The sequence below is a fragment of the Nonomuraea soli genome (genome assembly GCF_013761175.1).
Lineage (GTDB): Bacteria > Actinomycetota > Actinomycetes > Streptosporangiales > Streptosporangiaceae > Nonomuraea > Nonomuraea soli.
The window spans coordinates 592,585-609,257 of the sequence record NZ_JACDUR010000007.1 but is presented as its reverse complement, the minus strand read 5'-3'; the positions used below and the strand labels follow the sequence as shown (position 1 = coordinate 609,257).

The 16,673-nt window shown below is 68.1% G+C and carries 16 protein-coding genes and 1 pseudogene; 7 read left to right on the top strand and 10 right to left on the bottom strand.

The window, feature by feature from the left end; genetic code table 11:
• Positions 1-41: 41 nt before the first annotated feature.
• Positions 42-449, top strand: a complete 408-nt coding sequence (locus HNR30_RS35430) for a DUF6069 family protein (protein ID WP_181614454.1) — start codon at positions 42-44, stop codon at positions 447-449.
• A gap of 66 nt (positions 450-515) precedes the next feature.
• Here HNR30_RS35430 and HNR30_RS35425 read toward each other — a convergent pair whose 3' ends face one another.
• The 4 genes from HNR30_RS35425 to HNR30_RS35410 all read right to left on the bottom strand — a co-directional run bounded on the left by HNR30_RS35425 (position 516) and on the right by HNR30_RS35410 (position 4,680).
• The gene (locus HNR30_RS35425; RefSeq protein ID WP_181614453.1) at positions 516-1,166 is read right to left on the bottom strand and encodes a Uma2 family endonuclease; all 651 of its coding nucleotides are present in this window, start codon (positions 1,164-1,166) and stop codon (positions 516-518) included.
• Positions 1,167-1,265: 99 nt separating this feature from the next.
• Positions 1,266-2,000, bottom strand: a complete 735-nt coding sequence (locus HNR30_RS35420) for a succinate dehydrogenase/fumarate reductase iron-sulfur subunit (protein ID WP_181614452.1) — start codon at positions 1,998-2,000, stop codon at positions 1,266-1,268.
• Positions 1,997-3,919: a fumarate reductase/succinate dehydrogenase flavoprotein subunit gene (locus HNR30_RS35415; RefSeq protein ID WP_181614640.1), complete on the bottom strand. Its 1,923-nt coding sequence runs from the start codon at positions 3,917-3,919 to the stop codon at positions 1,997-1,999. The genes HNR30_RS35420 and HNR30_RS35415 overlap by 4 nt, the downstream gene beginning before the upstream one ends.
• Complete coding sequence (locus tag HNR30_RS35410) at positions 3,919-4,680, bottom strand: succinate dehydrogenase cytochrome b subunit (protein WP_181614451.1); 762 nt, start codon at positions 4,678-4,680, stop codon at positions 3,919-3,921. The genes HNR30_RS35415 and HNR30_RS35410 overlap by 1 nt, the downstream gene beginning before the upstream one ends.
• Before the next feature lie 134 nt (positions 4,681-4,814).
• On the opposite strand from HNR30_RS35410, the gene HNR30_RS35405 reads away from it, so the two are divergent.
• Genes HNR30_RS35405 through HNR30_RS35390 form a run of 4 tightly spaced genes read left to right on the top strand, consistent with a single transcriptional unit; the run spans position 4,815 to position 8,804 of the window.
• A complete protein-coding gene (locus HNR30_RS35405; RefSeq protein ID WP_181614450.1) occupies positions 4,815-5,744 on the top strand; it encodes a LysR family transcriptional regulator in 930 nt (309 codons plus the stop codon).
• Positions 5,745-5,750: 6 nt separating this feature from the next.
• The gene (locus HNR30_RS35400; RefSeq protein ID WP_181614449.1) at positions 5,751-6,887 is read left to right on the top strand and encodes a PP2C family protein-serine/threonine phosphatase; all 1,137 of its coding nucleotides are present in this window, start codon (positions 5,751-5,753) and stop codon (positions 6,885-6,887) included.
• A gap of 2 nt (positions 6,888-6,889) precedes the next feature.
• The gene (locus HNR30_RS35395) at positions 6,890-8,371 is read left to right on the top strand and encodes a sensor histidine kinase (protein WP_181614448.1); all 1,482 of its coding nucleotides are present in this window, start codon (positions 6,890-6,892) and stop codon (positions 8,369-8,371) included.
• A complete protein-coding gene (locus HNR30_RS35390; protein ID WP_181614447.1) occupies positions 8,364-8,804 on the top strand; it encodes a response regulator in 441 nt (146 codons plus the stop codon). The genes HNR30_RS35395 and HNR30_RS35390 overlap by 8 nt, the downstream gene beginning before the upstream one ends.
• A 374-nt stretch (positions 8,805-9,178) precedes the next feature.
• Here the strand turns inward: HNR30_RS35390 and HNR30_RS35385 are convergent, their stop codons facing one another.
• Together HNR30_RS35385 and HNR30_RS35380 are read right to left on the bottom strand one after the other, a co-directional pair.
• Positions 9,179-9,910, bottom strand: coding sequence for an NYN domain-containing protein (locus HNR30_RS35385; RefSeq protein ID WP_181614446.1), 732 nt, complete (start codon positions 9,908-9,910; stop codon positions 9,179-9,181).
• A gap of 232 nt (positions 9,911-10,142) precedes the next feature.
• Positions 10,143-10,562 (bottom strand): MarR family winged helix-turn-helix transcriptional regulator, encoded by a 420-nt coding sequence (locus HNR30_RS35380; RefSeq protein WP_181614445.1) that lies wholly within the window; start codon positions 10,560-10,562, stop codon positions 10,143-10,145.
• Between the two features lie 99 nt (positions 10,563-10,661).
• Between HNR30_RS35380 and HNR30_RS35375 the strand changes: the two genes are divergently transcribed.
• Positions 10,662-11,510, top strand: coding sequence for a haloalkane dehalogenase (locus HNR30_RS35375; RefSeq protein ID WP_181614444.1), 849 nt, complete (start codon positions 10,662-10,664; stop codon positions 11,508-11,510).
• 208 nt (positions 11,511-11,718) lie between these two features.
• Here the strand turns inward: HNR30_RS35375 and HNR30_RS50690 are convergent.
• The 4 genes and pseudogenes from HNR30_RS50690 to HNR30_RS35355 form a co-directional block, all read right to left on the bottom strand.
• Positions 11,719-11,928, bottom strand: a pseudogene (locus HNR30_RS50690) (RNA polymerase sigma factor); the annotation flags it as partial.
• Between the two features lie 127 nt (positions 11,929-12,055).
• Positions 12,056-12,898 carry a sugar ABC transporter permease gene (locus tag HNR30_RS35365; protein ID WP_181614443.1) on the bottom strand — a complete coding sequence of 281 codons (843 nt, stop codon included), beginning with the start codon at positions 12,896-12,898 and terminating at the stop codon, positions 12,056-12,058.
• Positions 12,895-14,370 carry an ABC transporter permease subunit gene (locus HNR30_RS35360; RefSeq protein WP_181614442.1) on the bottom strand — a complete coding sequence of 492 codons (1,476 nt, stop codon included), beginning with the start codon at positions 14,368-14,370 and terminating at the stop codon, positions 12,895-12,897. The genes HNR30_RS35365 and HNR30_RS35360 overlap by 4 nt, the downstream gene beginning before the upstream one ends.
• Positions 14,363-15,661 carry a sugar ABC transporter substrate-binding protein gene (locus tag HNR30_RS35355; RefSeq protein WP_181614441.1) on the bottom strand — a complete coding sequence of 433 codons (1,299 nt, stop codon included), beginning with the start codon at positions 15,659-15,661 and terminating at the stop codon, positions 14,363-14,365. The genes HNR30_RS35360 and HNR30_RS35355 overlap by 8 nt, the downstream gene beginning before the upstream one ends.
• A 219-nt stretch (positions 15,662-15,880) precedes the next feature.
• On the opposite strand from HNR30_RS35355, the gene sdhC reads away from it, so the two are divergent.
• Entirely contained in the window at positions 15,881-16,666 is a 786-nt protein-coding gene (gene sdhC, locus HNR30_RS35350) for a succinate dehydrogenase subunit SdhC (RefSeq protein WP_181614440.1), read from the top strand.
• Positions 16,667-16,673 lie beyond the last annotated feature (7 nt).

The window sequence follows — 16,673 nt, the reverse complement described above, 5'->3', positions numbered from 1 at the left end:
TACACGCGATGTGAAGTTCTCTGAGATCTTGAGGAGCCCCCATGACCACCGCCGCATCGTCCCCGACCCCACCGCTCGCCACCCGCCGCCGCGATCGCGCGCTCGCCGTCGCCGCCGCGACCGTCGCCGCGTCGATCGTCTCGCTGCTCGCCCCCGCCCCCGTCGTCGTCATGGGCGGGCAGCCGCCCATGACGATCGGCCTGCCGATGGTGGCCGGCTTCACCCTCGTCCTGTCGCTCCTCGGCTGGGCCGCGCTGGCCCTGCTGGAGCGCTTCACCGCCCGCGCCCGCACCGCCTGGACGTCGCTCTCGGTCGTCGTCCTGGCCCTGTCGCTCGTCCCGCCCCTGTCGGCCACGGCGACCACGGGAGCCAAGCTCGTCCTGTGCGCCATGCATGTGGTGGCGGGCGCGGCGCTGATCCCCCTGCTCCGCCGTACGGCACGCCGCTGAGGTTCCCGGAGCCCTCGTCGGCGTGGTTCACCGGTTCAGGGCCGCGCGGGAGGCTGCGGGCGCAGGTCAGCCGTCGGACCAGGTGAGCCAGCCGCTCGTGGGGATGCTCACGCCGAACTGGGTGGGGAGCACGATCGTCTGGCCGAACTCCCACTCCTCCTGGTGCAGATAGGCCCCGGTCTTGGCGTCGGGGACGGAGTAGAGGGTCGCCTTGGCGATCTTCGGGTCACGGTCGACCAGCAGGTAGTAGGGGATCTCGACCTTGGCGTAGCTCGCCCACTTGCCCTTGGGCTGCCCGCCTCGATCGATGGCGGCGTTGCCGGGGGAGGTCACCTCGACGCACATCTCGATCTCGTCGGAGGACGGCCGCCGGACCCGTGCCGCCACCATGGACCGGTGGATCTCACGGTCGAAGACGAGGAGATCGGGGATGAACCCGCAGCCGAGCTCCGCCAGGACGAGGCCGTTGCCTGCCCGGCACGTCCACCCTTGCTCTCCCTCGGTGAGGGCGGCCGCGAAGAACGCTTCGTGAATGTGTTCCTTGATGTCGTTTTGCCAGAAGTGGGGGACGGTGCTCGCGACAACCTGCCCGTCGAGGATCTCGACCCGGATATCCGCCGACAGGTGCAGGAAATCATGCAGATCACCCCGGTCCCACATCACCAGGGGTGAGTCGGGGAGGTTCACCGTCACCGGCGGCAAGACGACGCGGTGCATCGCGGCCAAGCCTCCTTTTCGCTGGTCATCCCCATCCTAGAAAAACGGCGAAAGCCGCACCCCCCGAAAGGGGAGATGCGGCTTTCGCGGAAAAGACGGCTAGTTGGCCTTGAGGAAGTCCGCGTTCATCTTGGCGATCGTGTCCAGCGGGATGCCCTTCGGGCAGACCGCTGTGCACTCCCCGGTGTTCGTGCATCCGCCGAAGCCCTCGGCGTCCATCTGCTCCACCATCGCCTTGGCGCGCGACAGGCGCTCCGGCTGACCCTGGGGCAGCAGCGACAGGTGGGTGATCTTGGCGGCGGTGAACAGCGAGGCCGAGCCGTTCGGGCACGCCGCGACGCAGGCGCCGCAGCCGATGCAGGTGGCCGCGTCGAACGCCGCGTCGGCGTCGTCCTTGCGCACCGGCACCGAGTGGGCGTCGGGGGCCGAGCCCGCGGGCACGGAGATGAAGCCGCCCGCCTGGATGATGCGGTCGAAGGCCGAGCGGTCCACGACCAGGTCCTTGACGACCGGGAAGGGGGCCGCGCGCCACGGCTCGATGGTGATCGTGGCGCCGTCCTCGAAGTGGCGCATGTGCAACTGGCAGGTGGTGGTGGCCACCTGCTCGCCGTGGGCGACGCCGTTGATGACCATGCCGCACATGCCGCAGATGCCCTCGCGGCAGTCGTGGTCGAAGGCGATCGGGTCGTCGCCGTCGAGGATGAGGCGCTCGTTGAGGACGTCGAGCATCTCCAGGAAGGACATGTCAGGGGAGACGTCCTTGACCTTGTACTTCACCATCCGGCCGGCGTCCTCGGGGCCCTTCTGGCGCCAGACGTTGAGTGTCAGGTTCACTTGTAGCTCCGCTGGCTCATCTTGACGTAGTCGTACTCGAGCGCTTCCTTGTGCAGCACCGGCCCGTCGGGGGTGCGCTCCCAGGCGGCGACGTAGGCGAAGTTCTCGTCGTCGCGCAGCGCCTCACCGTCGGCGTCCTGCGACTCGGCACGGAAGTGGCCGCCGCACGACTCGGTGCGCACCAGGGCATCCAGGCACATCAGCTCGGCCAGGTCGAAGAAGTCGGCGACGCGGCCGGCCTTCTCCAGCACCTGGTTGAGCTCCTCGGCGGTGCCGGACACCTTGACGTTGCGCCAGAACTCCTCGCGCAGCGAGGGGATGAGCTCCAGTGCCTTGCGCAGCGACTCGTCGGTGCGCTCCATGCCGCAGTAGTCCCACATGATCTTGCCCAGCTCCCGGTGGAAGGAGTCGGGCGTGCGCTCGCCGTTGACCGACAGGAGCCGGTCGATCTTCTTGCGGACGGCGATCTCGGCCTCGGCCACGACCTGGTCGTCGACCTCGCCGAAGGGACCGTCCGCCAGGTAGTCGCCCAGCGTGGTCGGCAGGACGAAGTAGCCGTCGGCCAGGCCCTGCATCAGCGCCGAGGCGCCGAGGCGGTTGGCGCCGTGGTCGGAGAAGTTGGCCTCGCCGATCACGAACAGGCCGGGGATCGACGACTGCAGGTCGTAGTCGACCCACAGCCCGCCCATCGTGTAGTGCACGGCCGGGTAGATGCGCATCGGCACGTCGTAGGGGTTCTCGCCGGTGATGCGCTCGTACATCTCGAAGAGGTTGCCGTACTTCTTCTCGACGGCGTCGCGCCCGAGGCGCTTGATCGCGTCGGCGAAGTCCAGGTAGACGCCGAGCCCGCCGGGGCCGACGCCGCGGCCCTCGTCGCAGACGTTCTTTGCGGCGCGGGAGGCGATGTCACGCGGGACCAGGTTGCCGAAGGAGGGGTAGATGCGCTCCAGGTAGTAGTCGCGCTCCTCCTCCGGGATGTCGCCGGGGGCCCGGGTGTCGCCCTTGGCGAGGGGCACCCACACCCGTCCGTCGTTGCGCAGCGACTCCGACATCAGGGTCAGCTTCGACTGGTACTCGCCGGAGACCGGGATGCAGGTGGGGTGAATCTGCGTGTAGCAGGGGTTGGCGAAGTAGGCGCCCTTCTCGTGCGCCCGCCAGATCGCCGTGGTGTTGCAGCCCTTGGCGTTGGTCGACAGGAAGAAGACGTTGCCGTAGCCGCCGGTCGCCAGCACGACCGCGTCGGCCAGGTGACGCTCGATCTCCCCGGTGACCATGTCGCGCACGATGATGCCGCGTGCCCGGCCGTCGAACATGATCAGCTCCAGCATCTCGTGCCGGGTGAACATCTCCACGGTCCCGGCCGCGATCTGCCGCTCCAGCGCCTGGTAGGCGCCCAGCAGCAACTGCTGGCCCGTCTGGCCGCGCGCGTAGAAGGTCCGCGAGACCTGGGCGCCGCCGAAGGAGCGGGTGTCGAGCAGGCCGCCGTACTCACGTGCGAACGGCACGCCCTGCGCCACGGCCTGGTCGATGATGTTCACCGAGACCTGGGCCAGGCGGTAGACGTTCGACTCGCGGGCGCGGAAGTCGCCGCCCTTGACCGTGTCGTAGAACAGCCGGTAGATCGAGTCGCCGTCGCCGCGGTAGTTCTTGGCCGCGTTGATGCCGCCCTGCGCGGCGATGGAGTGCGCGCGCCTGGGCGAGTCCTGGTAGCAGAAGGACTTGACGTTGTAGCCCAGCTCGCCCAGGGTCGCGGCGGCCGAGCCTCCGGCCAGGCCGGTGCCGACCACGATGACGTTGAGCTTGCGCTTGTTGGCCGGGTTGACCAGGCGGGCCTTGAACTTGCGCGTGTCCCACCGCTCCTCGATCGGCCCCTCGGGAGCCTTCGTGTCGCGGATCGCGGAGCCTTCGGTGTAGTCGATCACTTGACGATTCCGATCATGATGGCGAGCGGCGGCGCGAGGAAGCCCACGACGAGCACCGCGGACAGCAGCGCGGCGGCGGGCTTCAGCACCTGGTAGCGCTTGGCCGCCCAGCCGAGGGTCTGGAACATGCTCCAGAGGCCGTGTCGCAGGTGGAGGCCGACCATGACGACCGCCACGACATAGAAGAGGGTTACCCACCAGCGTGTGGGGTCGAACCCGGCGATCATGCGGTCGGCGGGGAGTGAGTCGAAGCCCTTCGGGTTGACCACACCGAAGGTCAGGTCGAGCAGGTGCCAGACCAGGAAGATCACGATGGTGACGCCGCCCCAGCGCATGATGTGCGTCGCGTAGCCGGTGGCCTGCGACTTCTTGGCGACGTACTTGACCGGGCGGGCCTTGTGAGCGCGGCGGGCCAGCGAGATCGCGGCCCACATGTGCAGCACGACCGCGGCGACCAGGCCGATCTCCAGCAGCGTCAGCACCGTGCGGTACGGCACGAACGGCTCAAGGAGCGTGCGCAGCCAGTGCGCGTACTCGTTGAAGGACTCGCGGCCGGCGAAGATCTTCAGGTTCCCGAGCATGTGCAGCACCAGGAAGCTGACCATGATCGCGCCCGTGACGGCCATGACGACCTTCTTGCCGTTCGAGGACCCCAGGAACGACGTGGGCTTCTTGCCCGGCTTGCGCACGGGAGTGGGCGGCGGGGTGGCGGGGGTCACCGGGGCGGTGGCGGAACCGCGCTCTATCGTGGCTGTCACGTTTTCGAAGGCTAGATATCCAGCAATGATCCGTCCAAGTCATCACATCTCTCGTTTCGATAGCCATAGGCTATGATGCGTTGTTTGTACGGCAGGCATAAGGAAGCCGCCCCGGTGAATGCGACTAATCTCACATGCAGCTACAGCAGCTCGCTTACTTCGTAGCAGTGGCAGAAACCCGACATTTCACCCAAGCCGCGGAACGTATGCGCGTCGCCCAGCCATCGCTCAGCAAGCAGATCAAGGCACTCGAAGACGACCTCGGCGCCCCCCTGTTCTCCCGCGCCCGCGGCAATGTCACCCTCACCCCCGCGGGCGAGGCCCTGCTCCCCCTGGCCAGGCGCATGCTCGCCGACGCCGACACCGCCAGGCGCGAGGTGGCCGAACTGGCCGGGCTGCGCAGAGGCAGGGTACGGCTCGGCGCCACACCCAGCCTGTGCGCCGGGCTCCTGGCCGACGCGCTGGCGCGCTTCCACCTGACCTACCCCGGCATCGAGCTCCTCGTCGAGGAGGGCGGCTCCCGCGACCTGGTCCGCACACTCGCCCGGGGCCAGCTCGACCTGGCGTTGATCATCATGCCCCTGCAGAGCGACGACCCCGCCCTCGTCACCGAGGAGATCCTGCGCGAGAACCTGGTCGTCGCCACGCCCTCCTCCCAGGCTCCGCGCAAGCCGTACCTGAGGATCGAGGACCTGCGCGGCACCCCGCTCGTCATGTTCCGGCGCGGGTACGACCTGCGCGAGGCGACGCTCAGCGCCTGCCGCCAGGCCGGGTTCGAACCCCGGTACGCTGTTGAGGGCGGCGAGATGGACGCCGTGCTGCGTTTCGTCGAATCGGGATTGGGGGTCGCCGTGGTTCCGTCCATGGTGCTCGACGGCCGCCCAGGGCTGGCCGGCACCCCGCTGGCACCACCCGGGCTCCGCCGTACGATCGCCCTGGCCCACCGCAAGGACGTCGAGCCCACCAGGGCCGCGCGGGCCTTCCGTGACACCCTCCTGTTCTTCCTCGCGGAAGCCTCACACGAGAGCACTCTTCCGCAGGGGCTCGAGCTCATCGCAAAATGAGTGTCGATGACACAGACCCTGGATGTGCCGCTCACTCTCCTGCTCATCGAAGACGATGCCGGAGACGCCTTCCTCGTGGAAGAGCTGCTGCAGCAGGCCGAGGTGCCGCCCAAGCTGATCTGGGTGCGCAGCCTCGAGGAGAGCCGCGCGCGGCTGACCTCCGACATCCACTGCGTGCTCGTCGACCTGTCGCTGCCTGACGCCCACGGCCTGGAGGCCCTCGAAGAGGTGCTGAGAATGGCGCCGCACGCGGCCGTGCTGGTGCTGACCGGCACCCGCGACGTGCACATGGGGGTGGCCGCCGTGCAGGCGGGCGCCCAGGACTACCTGGTCAAACAGGACGTCGACGCCCGGCTGCTGGCCCGCGCCGTGCGCTACTCCATGGAACGCAAGCGCGCCGACATCGCCCAGATCAACCTGGTCCAGGCGCAGCTGACCGCCAAGGAGAACGCGCGCCTCGAACGCGGCCTGCTGCCCAACCCGATCCTGCGCACCACGACGCTCGAACACACCTCGCGCTACCGCCCCGGCCGCGAGCGCGCGCTGCTCGCGGGCGACTTCTTCGACACGGTCGAGACCGCCGACGGCGCGGTCCACATGGTCGTGGGCGACGTGTGCGGGCACGGACCCGACGAGGCCGCGCTCGGCGTCGCCCTGCGCATCGCCTGGCGCACCCTCGTGCTCGCGGGCCAGAGCGACAACACCCTGCTCACGGTCATGGACACGCTCTTGAAAACGGAGCGCAAGTCTCCTGAGATCTTCACGACGCTCTGCACCGTGACGATCTCCCCCGACCAGTGCCAGGCACGCATGTACGTCGTCGGCCACCCCCCTCCCCTGCTGCTGTGCGGCGACGGCGACCCGATCTCGGTCTCCGCCGCCCCCTCGGGGCCGCCGCTGGGCATCTTCTCCGGCATCGAGTGGACCCCCATCGACGTCCGGCTCGGCGAGGACTGGTCGCTGCTCGTCTACACCGACGGGCTCATCGAGGCCACCGTCGGCGACGGCAGCGACCTGCTGGGCACCGAAGGACTCATCAAGATCATCAAAGAGCACGGCCAGATCGACCTCGACCGGATCATCCAGGGGGTCACCGAGATCAACGACGACGTGGCCGCCGTCCTGGTCTCCCGGAAGGGATGATCATGACCGACCGGCTGCGCACCCTGCCCGTGGGTCGCTGGTTCCTCTACGCGAGCATCGTCGGCGCCCTCGTCCTCGTCGCCGGCACCGCGGCGACACTGAACAGCCTGCACCAGCTCGACGACGCACGCAGCGACATCATCGACGTCATCGACCCGGCCACCATGCGCACCCTCGACCTCACCCTCGCCCTGTCGACACAGGAAGGCTCGGCCCGCAGCTTCGGCCTCACCAAAGACCCGCAGTTCGCCGCCAACTACCAGCGCGCCGTGATCGCCGAGGAACTGGCCCTGCGCGAACTGAACCGGCTGGTGCCAGGAGACCGCGCAGAACTACAGGAGATCGCCCGCACGGCGCAGGCCTGGCGCACCGCGTACGCCGAGAAGATGCTCGCCGGCACCCCGCCCAACACCGACCTGGCCCGCGTCGGCTCCGGACTCATGACCACCGCCCGCGACGCCATGAGCCGCGAACGCAACACCCTCGAACAGCGGCACGCCGCCGCCAAGATCACCATCGAGGAACGTGCCCGCGAGGTCTACCTCGCCATCGGCGTGGTCCTCGCCGTCATCATCGCCCTGCTCGTCGTCCTCGGCCTCATCGTGCGCAACTTCGTCGTCCGCCCCATCTCCGAGCTGGCCCGCCAGGTCGACGGCGTGGCCAAAGGCGACTTCGACCGCACGATCCACGTCGACCGGCCCGCCGAGCTCGAAACCCTCTCCGGCCACATCGACGGCATGCGCCGCGAGATCGTCCAGCAACTGCAGCTGTCGGAGGACCAGGCCACCGAACTACGCCGCTCCAACAGCGACCTGGAGCAGTTCGCCTACGTGGCCAGCCACGACCTCCAGGAACCACTACGAAAGGTCGCCAGCTTCACCCAGCTGCTCGAACAGAGGTACGGCGAGCAACTCGACGAACGAGCCAAGCAGTACATCACCTTCACCGTCGACGGCGCCAAGCGCATGCAACTGCTCATCAACGACCTGCTCGACTTCTCCCGCGTCGGCCGCATGGGCGGCGAGATCGCCACCCTCGACAGCGCCGTCCCCCTCCGCGCCGCCTTGCACAACCTCGAAGCCCAGATCGACCACACCGACGCCGTCATCAGCCACGACCCGATGCCCAAGGTGCGCGGCAACCGTACCCACCTCACGCAGCTCTTCCAGAACCTCATCGGCAACGCGCTCAAGTTCCGCACCGACGCCACCCCCGCCGTCCACATCGGCGCCCGCCACAACGACGACGGCACCTGGGAGTTCTCCTGCGCCGACAACGGCATCGGCATCGACGCCAAGTACGCCGAGCGCATCTTCATCATCTTCCAGCGGCTGCACCCGCGAGAGGCCTACCCGGGCACGGGCATCGGCCTCGCGCTCTGCCGTAAGATCGTCGAAAATCACGGCGGCACCATCTGGGTGGACACCTCGGCCTCCCCCGGCACCACCGTACGCTGGACGCTGCGAGGAGCGGACGATGCCTGACATGCATGCCATCGAGGTGCTCCTCGTCGAGGACGACGCCGGAGACGTGCTGCTCACCCAGGAGGCGTTCGAGCTCAACAAGGTGCAGAACCGGCTGCACGTGGTGGGCGACGGCGAGCAGGCCATGTCGTTCCTGCGCCAGGACGAACCCTACGCCGGAGTACCGCGGCCGGACCTGATCCTGCTCGACCTCAACCTTCCGCGCAAGGACGGGCACGAGGTGCTCAGGGAGATCAAGGCCGACGCCTCGCTGCGAACCATCCCGGTGGTCGTGCTGACGACGTCGGAGGCGGAGGAGGACATTCTGCGCAGCTATCAGCTGCACGCGAATGCGTACGTGACGAAGCCGGTGGATTTCTCGCAGTTCATTCGGGTGGTGCGGCAGATCGACGACTTCTTCGTCACCGTGGTCAAGCTCCCGAGCAACCCGTAACTCCCAGCATTCCCCTCCCCATACCGCATTGCCCTCCCTCACGGCAATGGCCTCGCCGGTCGTGCGCCTTCGGCGCTGGTCGAGCTCGGGCTCCCCTCATTGGGGGGCCCAGCCCCCCAAGACCCCCTGCCGGTGGCCTTCCGGCCCCCGGGCCCCCGGTCGTTGCCGTGGTAGGGCCGCGAGATTCCTGGATCGTTCACCCCGCGTGGATTCGTGTGCCCTGGTTGAGCGGGCTGCACCTCAAGAACATCTTGCGGCTGCCTATCGCGCGACGACGTGCGCTGGGCATAAGAAAACCCGGCCCACAAGGAGCCGGGTGGTATGTGCGTTCAGACTAGCAGATTCGGTCCCCGCCGCAGGCTTCCGATTCCACATCACCAGCCCGGAGGCCGTGTGTACGCGCCGACAGTCACCGGAAGCTGACATTTCGCCAAGTCAGCCGCCGACAATTGATACCACCAGTGCCGGCCCACGCCATCAGAGGGCTGTCCGCGTAGTGCGCCCGCCAAATAGTTGCGACTCGGATTAACCAGTCCGACCGGGACCCGTTGCCGCGTTTGCTCGATGGGGAAGCGAAGGTCGCTGTCGTTGGAGACGACCACTGCGGCGTCGATCGCACCGGCAAAGACGTCGAGCAGGAGATGCGACGCCACATTGACGTCAGAGCCCTTCTCCTCACGATAGGCATAGGAGACCATGAAACTCGCGTCCGCCACGGAGGCCCCGGACGAAGTACAGACTTGCACGGGCCAGGCGGAACGCGCGATCACCGGCCGCCCCGCACGGTCTCTGACAGCCAGAGGCGCATGCTTCACACGCGAGACGTAGTAGCCGAACTCGATGTGGTCAACGCTTCCACCGGCCAGCAGGGCGTTGAGATAGATGCTTTGGTCACGTTGCCCGCCGGGGTTGTCAGCCCCATCGATGCGAGCAGTGCAGTAGACGACCCGGTGCACCTGCGCGCCTGGCCAACCGACCATTCGACCGATGAGATCGGCTGCCAGCGCTCGCAGGTCCAGCCAGCGCCAGCCAGGCGTGCCGCGACCGCACAGGCCGCGAGCGCCGTAGTAGAGGTTGTATCCGTCTACGTAGATCCCGACACGCATGTCGGCGACCGTACCGACAAAGGGCGCCCTCCGTGAGCGAATGCTCACAATGAGCCCCCGGCACACTCTTCGGGCCTGGGGGCCTGAGTTGAGCGCTCAGAATAGGCCTGGACCGGGCTTTGGCGAGCAAGGGCGAGGTGAAGGCCCGAACGCCCGTGTCGGGGGATGGGCGCCCTAGGTCATCGCCGGGGCCTCTAGCTGGTTGTGGCTAATCCGGGTCACCACCGGAACATTAGCCCCGGCAATGCTCCGCCACTCGCCCAAGCAACCCCACCAGCACGCGGCGCTCCTCCTCCGGCAGCAGTGTCAGCACCTCCCCCTGCAGCCGCTCCAGAATCCCCTCCAACCGCTCCAGCCACCGCCGCCCGGTGCCTGTCACCGTGACCACGTTGCGCCGCCGGTCGGCCGAGTCCGGCGCGCGTTCCACGAGGTCGCTGCGGTGGATCCCCGTCCGATCGCTGAGCGCGGCTTGGCTGGCGGGGCCGCCGTCGGTCAGGGCGACGAGGACGGCGTCGTGCCACTTCCGCGCGCCCTCTGCCCCCAGGCCCGCTGTGACGAGGCGGTCGGCGTGGGCTGCGGCGATGTCGAGCAGCCGGCTGGGCAGCTGGCGCAGGCGGGCGGGTGTGGCGGGGCTGTCGCCGAGGTGGTTCACGGGTAGCGAGTCTAGCGGTTGCGTTAGTGGGACTAACGATGTACGGTCGTTAGTGCTGTAAACGTTAGTGTAACTAACCACTAAGGAAAGGGCCGTGACATGCCTTCGATCAGGGTGCTCGATTCGACGATCTACTACGAGGACCACGGCGCGGGTGGCACGCCGGTGGTGTTCCTGCACGGCAACCCGTCCTCCTCGCACACCTGGCGCAAGGTGCTCCCCCGCATCCCGGGCCGGAGGTTGCTGGCTCCCGATCTGATCGGGATGGGACGCTCGGGCAAGCCGGAGATCGCCTACACCTTCGATGACCACAGCCGCTACCTCGACGCCTGGTTCGACGCGCTGGGGCTGGACGAGGTGATCCTGGTGGGTCATGACTGGGGCGGGGCGCTGGCGTTCGACTGGGCGGCGCGGCATCCGGGGAGGGTGCGCGGGGTGGCGTTCTTCGAGGCCATCGTGCGAGGGATGTCGTGGAGCCAGCTGGGCGAGGCGCCTCGCAAGCGCGGGGAGTTGATCCGCTCCGAGCAGGGCGAGGAGCTGGTGCTCGGGGGGAACTTCCTGGTTGATACCGCTTACACCGGCGGGGTGCTGACGCCGGTCAGCGAGGAGGAGAAGGCGGCCTACCTGGCGCCGTACCCGACGCCGGAGAGCCGGCGGCCGTTGTTGCGGTGGGCTCGGTCGATTCCGCTCGACGGGGAGCCGGCGGATGTGGCGGCCCGGGTGGACGCGTATGGGGAGTGGCTGGCGGGGTCGGAGACGGTTCCGAAGTTGTTGCTGACCTTCGAGGCGTCGCCGACGTTGATGATCACGCCGGAGCTGGCGGAGTGGTGTGGGGCGAACATCGCGGCGCTGGAGACGGTGCATGTGGGGGCCGCTGGGCACCATGCCACCGAGGATCGGCCCGCGGAGATCGCCTCGGAGGTTGGGAAGTGGATCGAGGGGCTCTGAGGGCGACCGGCCCCTGAGAGCGGGCGATCCCTGACGACAGGCGATCCCTGGCGGCGAGCACGGTCGCCTGGAGTGCGGACCGCAGCTCCGGGGTGAGCCTGGCCAGTGCCGTGCCGAGGTCGCCGTGCTCGATGCCGAGCAGGACGGCGTCCTCGGCCGATGCGGTGATCGGTTCCTCGTAGGTCAGCGCGGGCAGGCGGCGGCGCCGCAGGGCGGAGACGAGCCGGCGGATCGCGATGGTCCAGATCCAGGCCTGGGCGGCGCCGCGTTCCGCGCGGAAGCGGCGGGCGTCGCGCCACACCGCCAGGAAGGTGTCCTGGATGGCGTCGTCGACCAGGTCCTCGTCCGCGCACCTGCGGGACAGGCGGGCTCGCAGCCAGGGCGCGTAGCGTTCGTGGAGGAGTCTCAGCGCCTCCACGCGCTCCGCCGCCACCGCTTCGATCAGTTCCGCGTCGGTGCTGCGGGCGTCGATGGGCGGGGCGTCACGGTGTTTTCGGAAGAATGGCCGCACATCTGGATATTCGCGGAATCTCCCGCCGGGAGTTCTATCCCTTCACCGATCCCCGTAGCAGCCCGGAAACGATGTACCTCTGCAGGAACCTGAACAGCAGCACGCTGGGAAGCGCCCCCAGCAGCGCCCCTGCCGAGAAGGCCCCCCAGTTGGCCGAGAGCTGCTCAGACACCAGCCCGTACAACCCGACCGCGAGCGTCTTACGCTCCGGATCCTGCAACATGATGCTGGCGATCATGAACTCGTTGACCGTCGCGATGAACGACAACAACGCGATGACCGCCAGCACCGGCGCCCCGAGCCGCAGGATGATCGTGAAGAACACCCGAGCGTGGGAGGCCCCGTCGACCTTGGCCGCGTCGTCCAGCTCGCGCGGGATCGAGTCGAAGAAGCCCTTGATGAGGAAGATGTTCACCCCCATCGCCCCGCCCAGGTAGACCATGACGAGGCCCCACTGCGTGCCCAGCCCGATGCCGGGCAGCGCCCCCTTGATCTGCGCCATCAGCAGGAAGATCGCCACGGCGGCCAGGATCTGCGGGAACATCTGCACCAGCAGCAGCCCGAGCATGCCCAGCCTGCGCCCGCGGAAGCGGAACCGCGAGAACGCGTAGGCGCCGCTCGCCGCCAGCAGCACGGTGGCGACGGCGGTGGCGCCCGCGATCCACAGGGTGTTGACGAACCAGAACGTGTAGGGGATGTCGCCCAGCGCCCGGTAGTTGTCGAGCGAGGCGTCGGCGAACAGCCGGACGGAGGCGGTCAGGGTGCCGCGCGGGTTGAGCGAGGCGCTGATCACGAAGACGAGCGGGAAGAGGGCGAACACCAGCGCCGCGAACCCGACCACGTGCCGCCATCCGAAGTCCCTGAACCACCTGGTCATGCGTAGGTCTCCTCCAGCGCTCTGGTCCGCCGGAACGACGCCGCCGAGATCGCGGCGACGATGAGGAAGATGATCGTCGACATGGCGCACGCGAAGCCCCATTCGCGCCCCGCGCCGCCGAAGGCGACCTTGTAGACCATCGAGATCAGCAGGTCGGTGCTGCCCAGCGTGATCGGCGCCTCCGGCACGTTCGGCCCGCCGCCGGTGACGAAGTAGATGACCGTGAAGTTGTTGAAGTTGAACGCGAACGACGCCACCAGCAGCGGACCTGTCGAGACCAGCAGCAGCGGCAGCGTCACCCGGCGGAACAGCTGCCAGGCGCCCGCCCCGTCGATGCGGGCCGCCTCGACCACCTCGCCGGGGATGGCCTGCAACGCCCCGGTGCAGATCAGGAACATGTACGGGAAGCCGAGCCACAGGTTGACCAGCAGCACGCTGACCTTGGCGAGTGTGGGGTCGTTGAGCCATGGGACGTCGGCGCCGCCGAGCAGCCCCTGGTTGATGAAGCCGAAGCTCTGGTTGAGCATGCCCGTCCAGACCAGCGCCGACAGGAACGACGGCACGGCGTAGGGAAGCACCAGCAGCGACCGGTAGACCCCTCGCCCTCTCAGCCCCTCCTTGTTCAGCGCCAGCGCCAGCACCAGCCCCAGGAGGAAGGTGGTCAGCACCGACAGCAGGGCGAAGGCGAAGGTCCAGGCGAAGACCGACAGCAGCGGAGCCCGCAGCCGCTCGTCGCTGAAGGCCCTGACGTAGTTGTCGAACCCGACGAACTCCCGCCAGCCGGGCGTCAGCGCCCTGCCGTCGTCCGATTCGAAGAACCCGCGCTCCGTGGCCCGGTAGACGGTCCCGGTGGTGGCGTCGGTCAGCTGCCCGCCGGCGTAGCGCAGGGTCGGCCGGGCGATGTAGCCGGTCGAGCCGTCCTCGGTGCGGATGGACCCGCCCTCCACGGGCACGCGCAGGGCCAGCACCTCCTGCTGCCGGCTGACCAGGTCGCGCAGCTGCAGCACCCGGTGATCGGCGGGCGCCCCGGCGACCGGCTCGCCGTCGAGGGTCGTCGTTCCTCGCGGGTCGGTGGCCAGCAGGTGCAGCCGGCCGTCCGGCCCGGCCAGGACCTGGACCCTGTACGGCGGGCTGCCTGGCACCCGTTTCTCCGACACCGCGAGGATGTGGCTCAGCGCCTGCTCGCGGGTCAGGTTGTGTCCGTCTCCCACGTTGGTGAACCCGGCGTAGGCCGTGTAGACCACGACGTAGATCTGGAAGACCACCAGGAAGAGCATCCCGGGCAGCAGGTAGCGCGTGGCCAGGGTGCGGCGGCCGAAGTAGACGTAGTCGACCGCCGCGGTGGCGACCAGGAGGACCACGAAGATCCCCCAGTCGCGCACCGCGTAGGTGGCCACGAGGCCGTAGACGGCCAGCGCGTTGACCACGCCCACCAGGAGCAGCTTCGCCCCCAGCGATCGCAGATCATTCACTGATCTTGGCGCGGATCTTGGCGGCCGCCTGCTGCATCAGCTTGGCCGGGTCGCCCTTGCCCAGCAGGATGTCGCGCTCGGCGTGGCCGTACTCCGTCCACACCGCGTCCATCGCCGGGATGCTGGGCAGCGGCTGGCCGATGTCGCCCACGGCGGCGAAGCCGGCGATGATCGGGTCGCCCTTGACCTGGCCGTAGACCGCGGTCATGGCCGGGGGCCGCTTGCCGGTGTCGTAGAGCTCCTTGCTGACCTCGGGCGTGCCCAGGTAGTTCAGGACGAAGTCGTTGGCGACCAGCTTGTTCTTGGCGTTGGCCGAGATCATGAAGCCCTGCACGCCGACGAACGGCGCAGCGGCCTGGCCGCCCGCCGGCGGGATCGGGTCGACGGCCAGTTTGATGCCCGCCTTGACCGCGTCGTCGGTGTTCCACGGCCCGGTGATCTGGAAGGGCGCCTTGCCGGTGTTGAACGCCTCCTTGGCGATGTCGTAGGTGATGTCGGCCGACAGCGCCTTGGCCTTGCGCCAGCGGTCGAGCGCCTTGGCGAAGGCGAGCCCGCCGTCGTTGTCGATGAGCAGCTGGGCCGGGTCGTAGCCGCCGTCGGGCTTGACGCCGAAGATGCCGCTGCCGAAGGAGGTGGCCAGCGGATAGAAGTGGTACGGGTCGCCTTCCGGGCCGACCTGCAGCGCGATCGGGAGCTCCGCCTTCTTGGCCTTCACGAGGTCCTGGCCGACCCTGAGCAGCTCGTCGAAGGTCTTGGGCGCCTCGGGCGCGAGGTCGGTGTTGCGGAAGAGCGCGATGTTCTCGATGGCGTACGGCAGGCCGTACACCTGCCCGTCGTAGCTGAAGGCCTTGACGGCCACGTCCTTGAACTGCCCGAGCTTGTCGCCGAGTTCCAGGGGAGCCACCGCGCCGTTGGTGACGAGCTTGCCGAGCCAGTCGTGGGCTCCGATGATCACGTCGGGGCCCTCACCTGCCGGGCCCTGGGTGACGAGGTTGTCACGGATGTCGCCGAACTCCAGCTGCTGGACGGCGACCTTGACACCCTTTTCCGCGGCGAACCGCTCGGCGATCTTCAGGACGATCGGGCTTCTGGTGTCGTCGGCCCAGATGACGAGGTCGGCGGCGGCTCGTTTGATCGGGCCCTCCGTGGGCTCGACGATCGTGGTGGCCTGGCCTGAGGCGGAGGGAGCGGCCGCGGAGGAGCTGGGAGCGGGATCCGCCTGCTGGGCGGGCTGGCCGCCACAGGCGGCTAAGAGCAACGTGAGACCGAGGACCAGTGCGTGACGGCGCATGGTGACTCCATTGGGATGAGTCGCACTTTCAGCAAGAAAACCACGGATTTCGGCAAGTTTCTAGATCGTTACAAACTTGTGCCGCGAGGCTCTCCAGAGTGACGACAATCACACAGGGTCTTGGGAATTGTGGCGTGACTGTTCTCACACTGACCGGGGTAGTCAGGCGTAACGTATCCCCACCGATAGACGCGCCAACACTTGGTGGAGAGGTCTGTGATGACCCAAACGACGCCAGAGAGTCCGGTCCGTAGACAGCGTGCCCAGGTCACGGTGCGCACTCTCCGCACGGATCGCTGGTGGCTTCAGCCGCTGTTGACCTTCCTGGGGCTTGCCTCATTCCTGGTTTACAGCTTCTGGGCGATTTTCAACAACGACTACTTCGTCGATCCCTACATCGCGCCCTTCAGCTCGCCCTGCCTTGCGGAGTCGTGCCCTGAGGGAGCGAGGTTCCTGGGGTTCGCCCCGTTCGGCGATTGGTACGCCCTGCCGCCCGCCCTGTTGATCCTGGCCTTCCCCGCCGGGTTCCGCTTCACCTGCTACTACTACCGCAAGAGCTACTACCGCTCCTTCTGGCTGTCCCCGGCGGCCTGCGCGGTGCAGGAGCCGCACGGGAAGTACACGGGCGAGACCCGCTTCCCGCTGATCCTGCAGAACCTCCACCGCTACTTCTTCTACGCGGCCATCGCGGTCGGCGCGATCCTCACCTACGACGCGATCCTGGCGCTGATCCACAAGCCCGCGGGCCTGGGCACCTACATCCTGCTCGCCAACGCGGTGCTGATCTGGTGCTACACGCTGGGCTGCCACTCCTGCCGCAGCATCACCGGCGGCCGACTCAACCACTTCTCCCGGCACCCGGTGCGCTACAAGATGTGGCAGCTGGTCTCCAAGCTCAACGCCAAGCACCAGCCGTTCGCCTGGGCCTCCATGTTCTCCGTGATGATCGCCGACTTCTACGTCCGGCTGGTCGCCATGGGGGTCATCTCCTTCTCGTTCGCCTAAGGACTGT

Coding starts and splice junctions, on each gene's coding strand:
- HNR30_RS35430 (WP_181614454.1), top strand. CDS start 42: ATGACCACCGCCGCATCGTCCCCGACCCCACCGCTCGCCACCCGCCGC.
- HNR30_RS35425 (WP_181614453.1), bottom strand. CDS start 1,166: ATGCACCGCGTCGTCTTGCCGCCGGTGACGGTGAACCTCCCCGACTCA.
- HNR30_RS35405 (WP_181614450.1), top strand. CDS start 4,815: ATGCAGCTACAGCAGCTCGCTTACTTCGTAGCAGTGGCAGAAACCCGA.
- HNR30_RS35400 (WP_181614449.1), top strand. CDS start 5,751: ATGACACAGACCCTGGATGTGCCGCTCACTCTCCTGCTCATCGAAGAC.
- HNR30_RS35395 (WP_181614448.1), top strand. CDS start 6,890: ATGACCGACCGGCTGCGCACCCTGCCCGTGGGTCGCTGGTTCCTCTAC.
- HNR30_RS35390 (WP_181614447.1), top strand. CDS start 8,364: ATGCCTGACATGCATGCCATCGAGGTGCTCCTCGTCGAGGACGACGCC.
- HNR30_RS35385 (WP_181614446.1), bottom strand. CDS start 9,910: ATGCGTGTCGGGATCTACGTAGACGGATACAACCTCTACTACGGCGCT.
- HNR30_RS35375 (WP_181614444.1), top strand. CDS start 10,662: ATGCCTTCGATCAGGGTGCTCGATTCGACGATCTACTACGAGGACCAC.
- HNR30_RS35365 (WP_181614443.1), bottom strand. CDS start 12,898: ATGACCAGGTGGTTCAGGGACTTCGGATGGCGGCACGTGGTCGGGTTC.
- HNR30_RS35355 (WP_181614441.1), bottom strand. CDS start 15,661: ATGCGCCGTCACGCACTGGTCCTCGGTCTCACGTTGCTCTTAGCCGCC.
- sdhC (WP_181614440.1), top strand. CDS start 15,881: ATGACCCAAACGACGCCAGAGAGTCCGGTCCGTAGACAGCGTGCCCAG.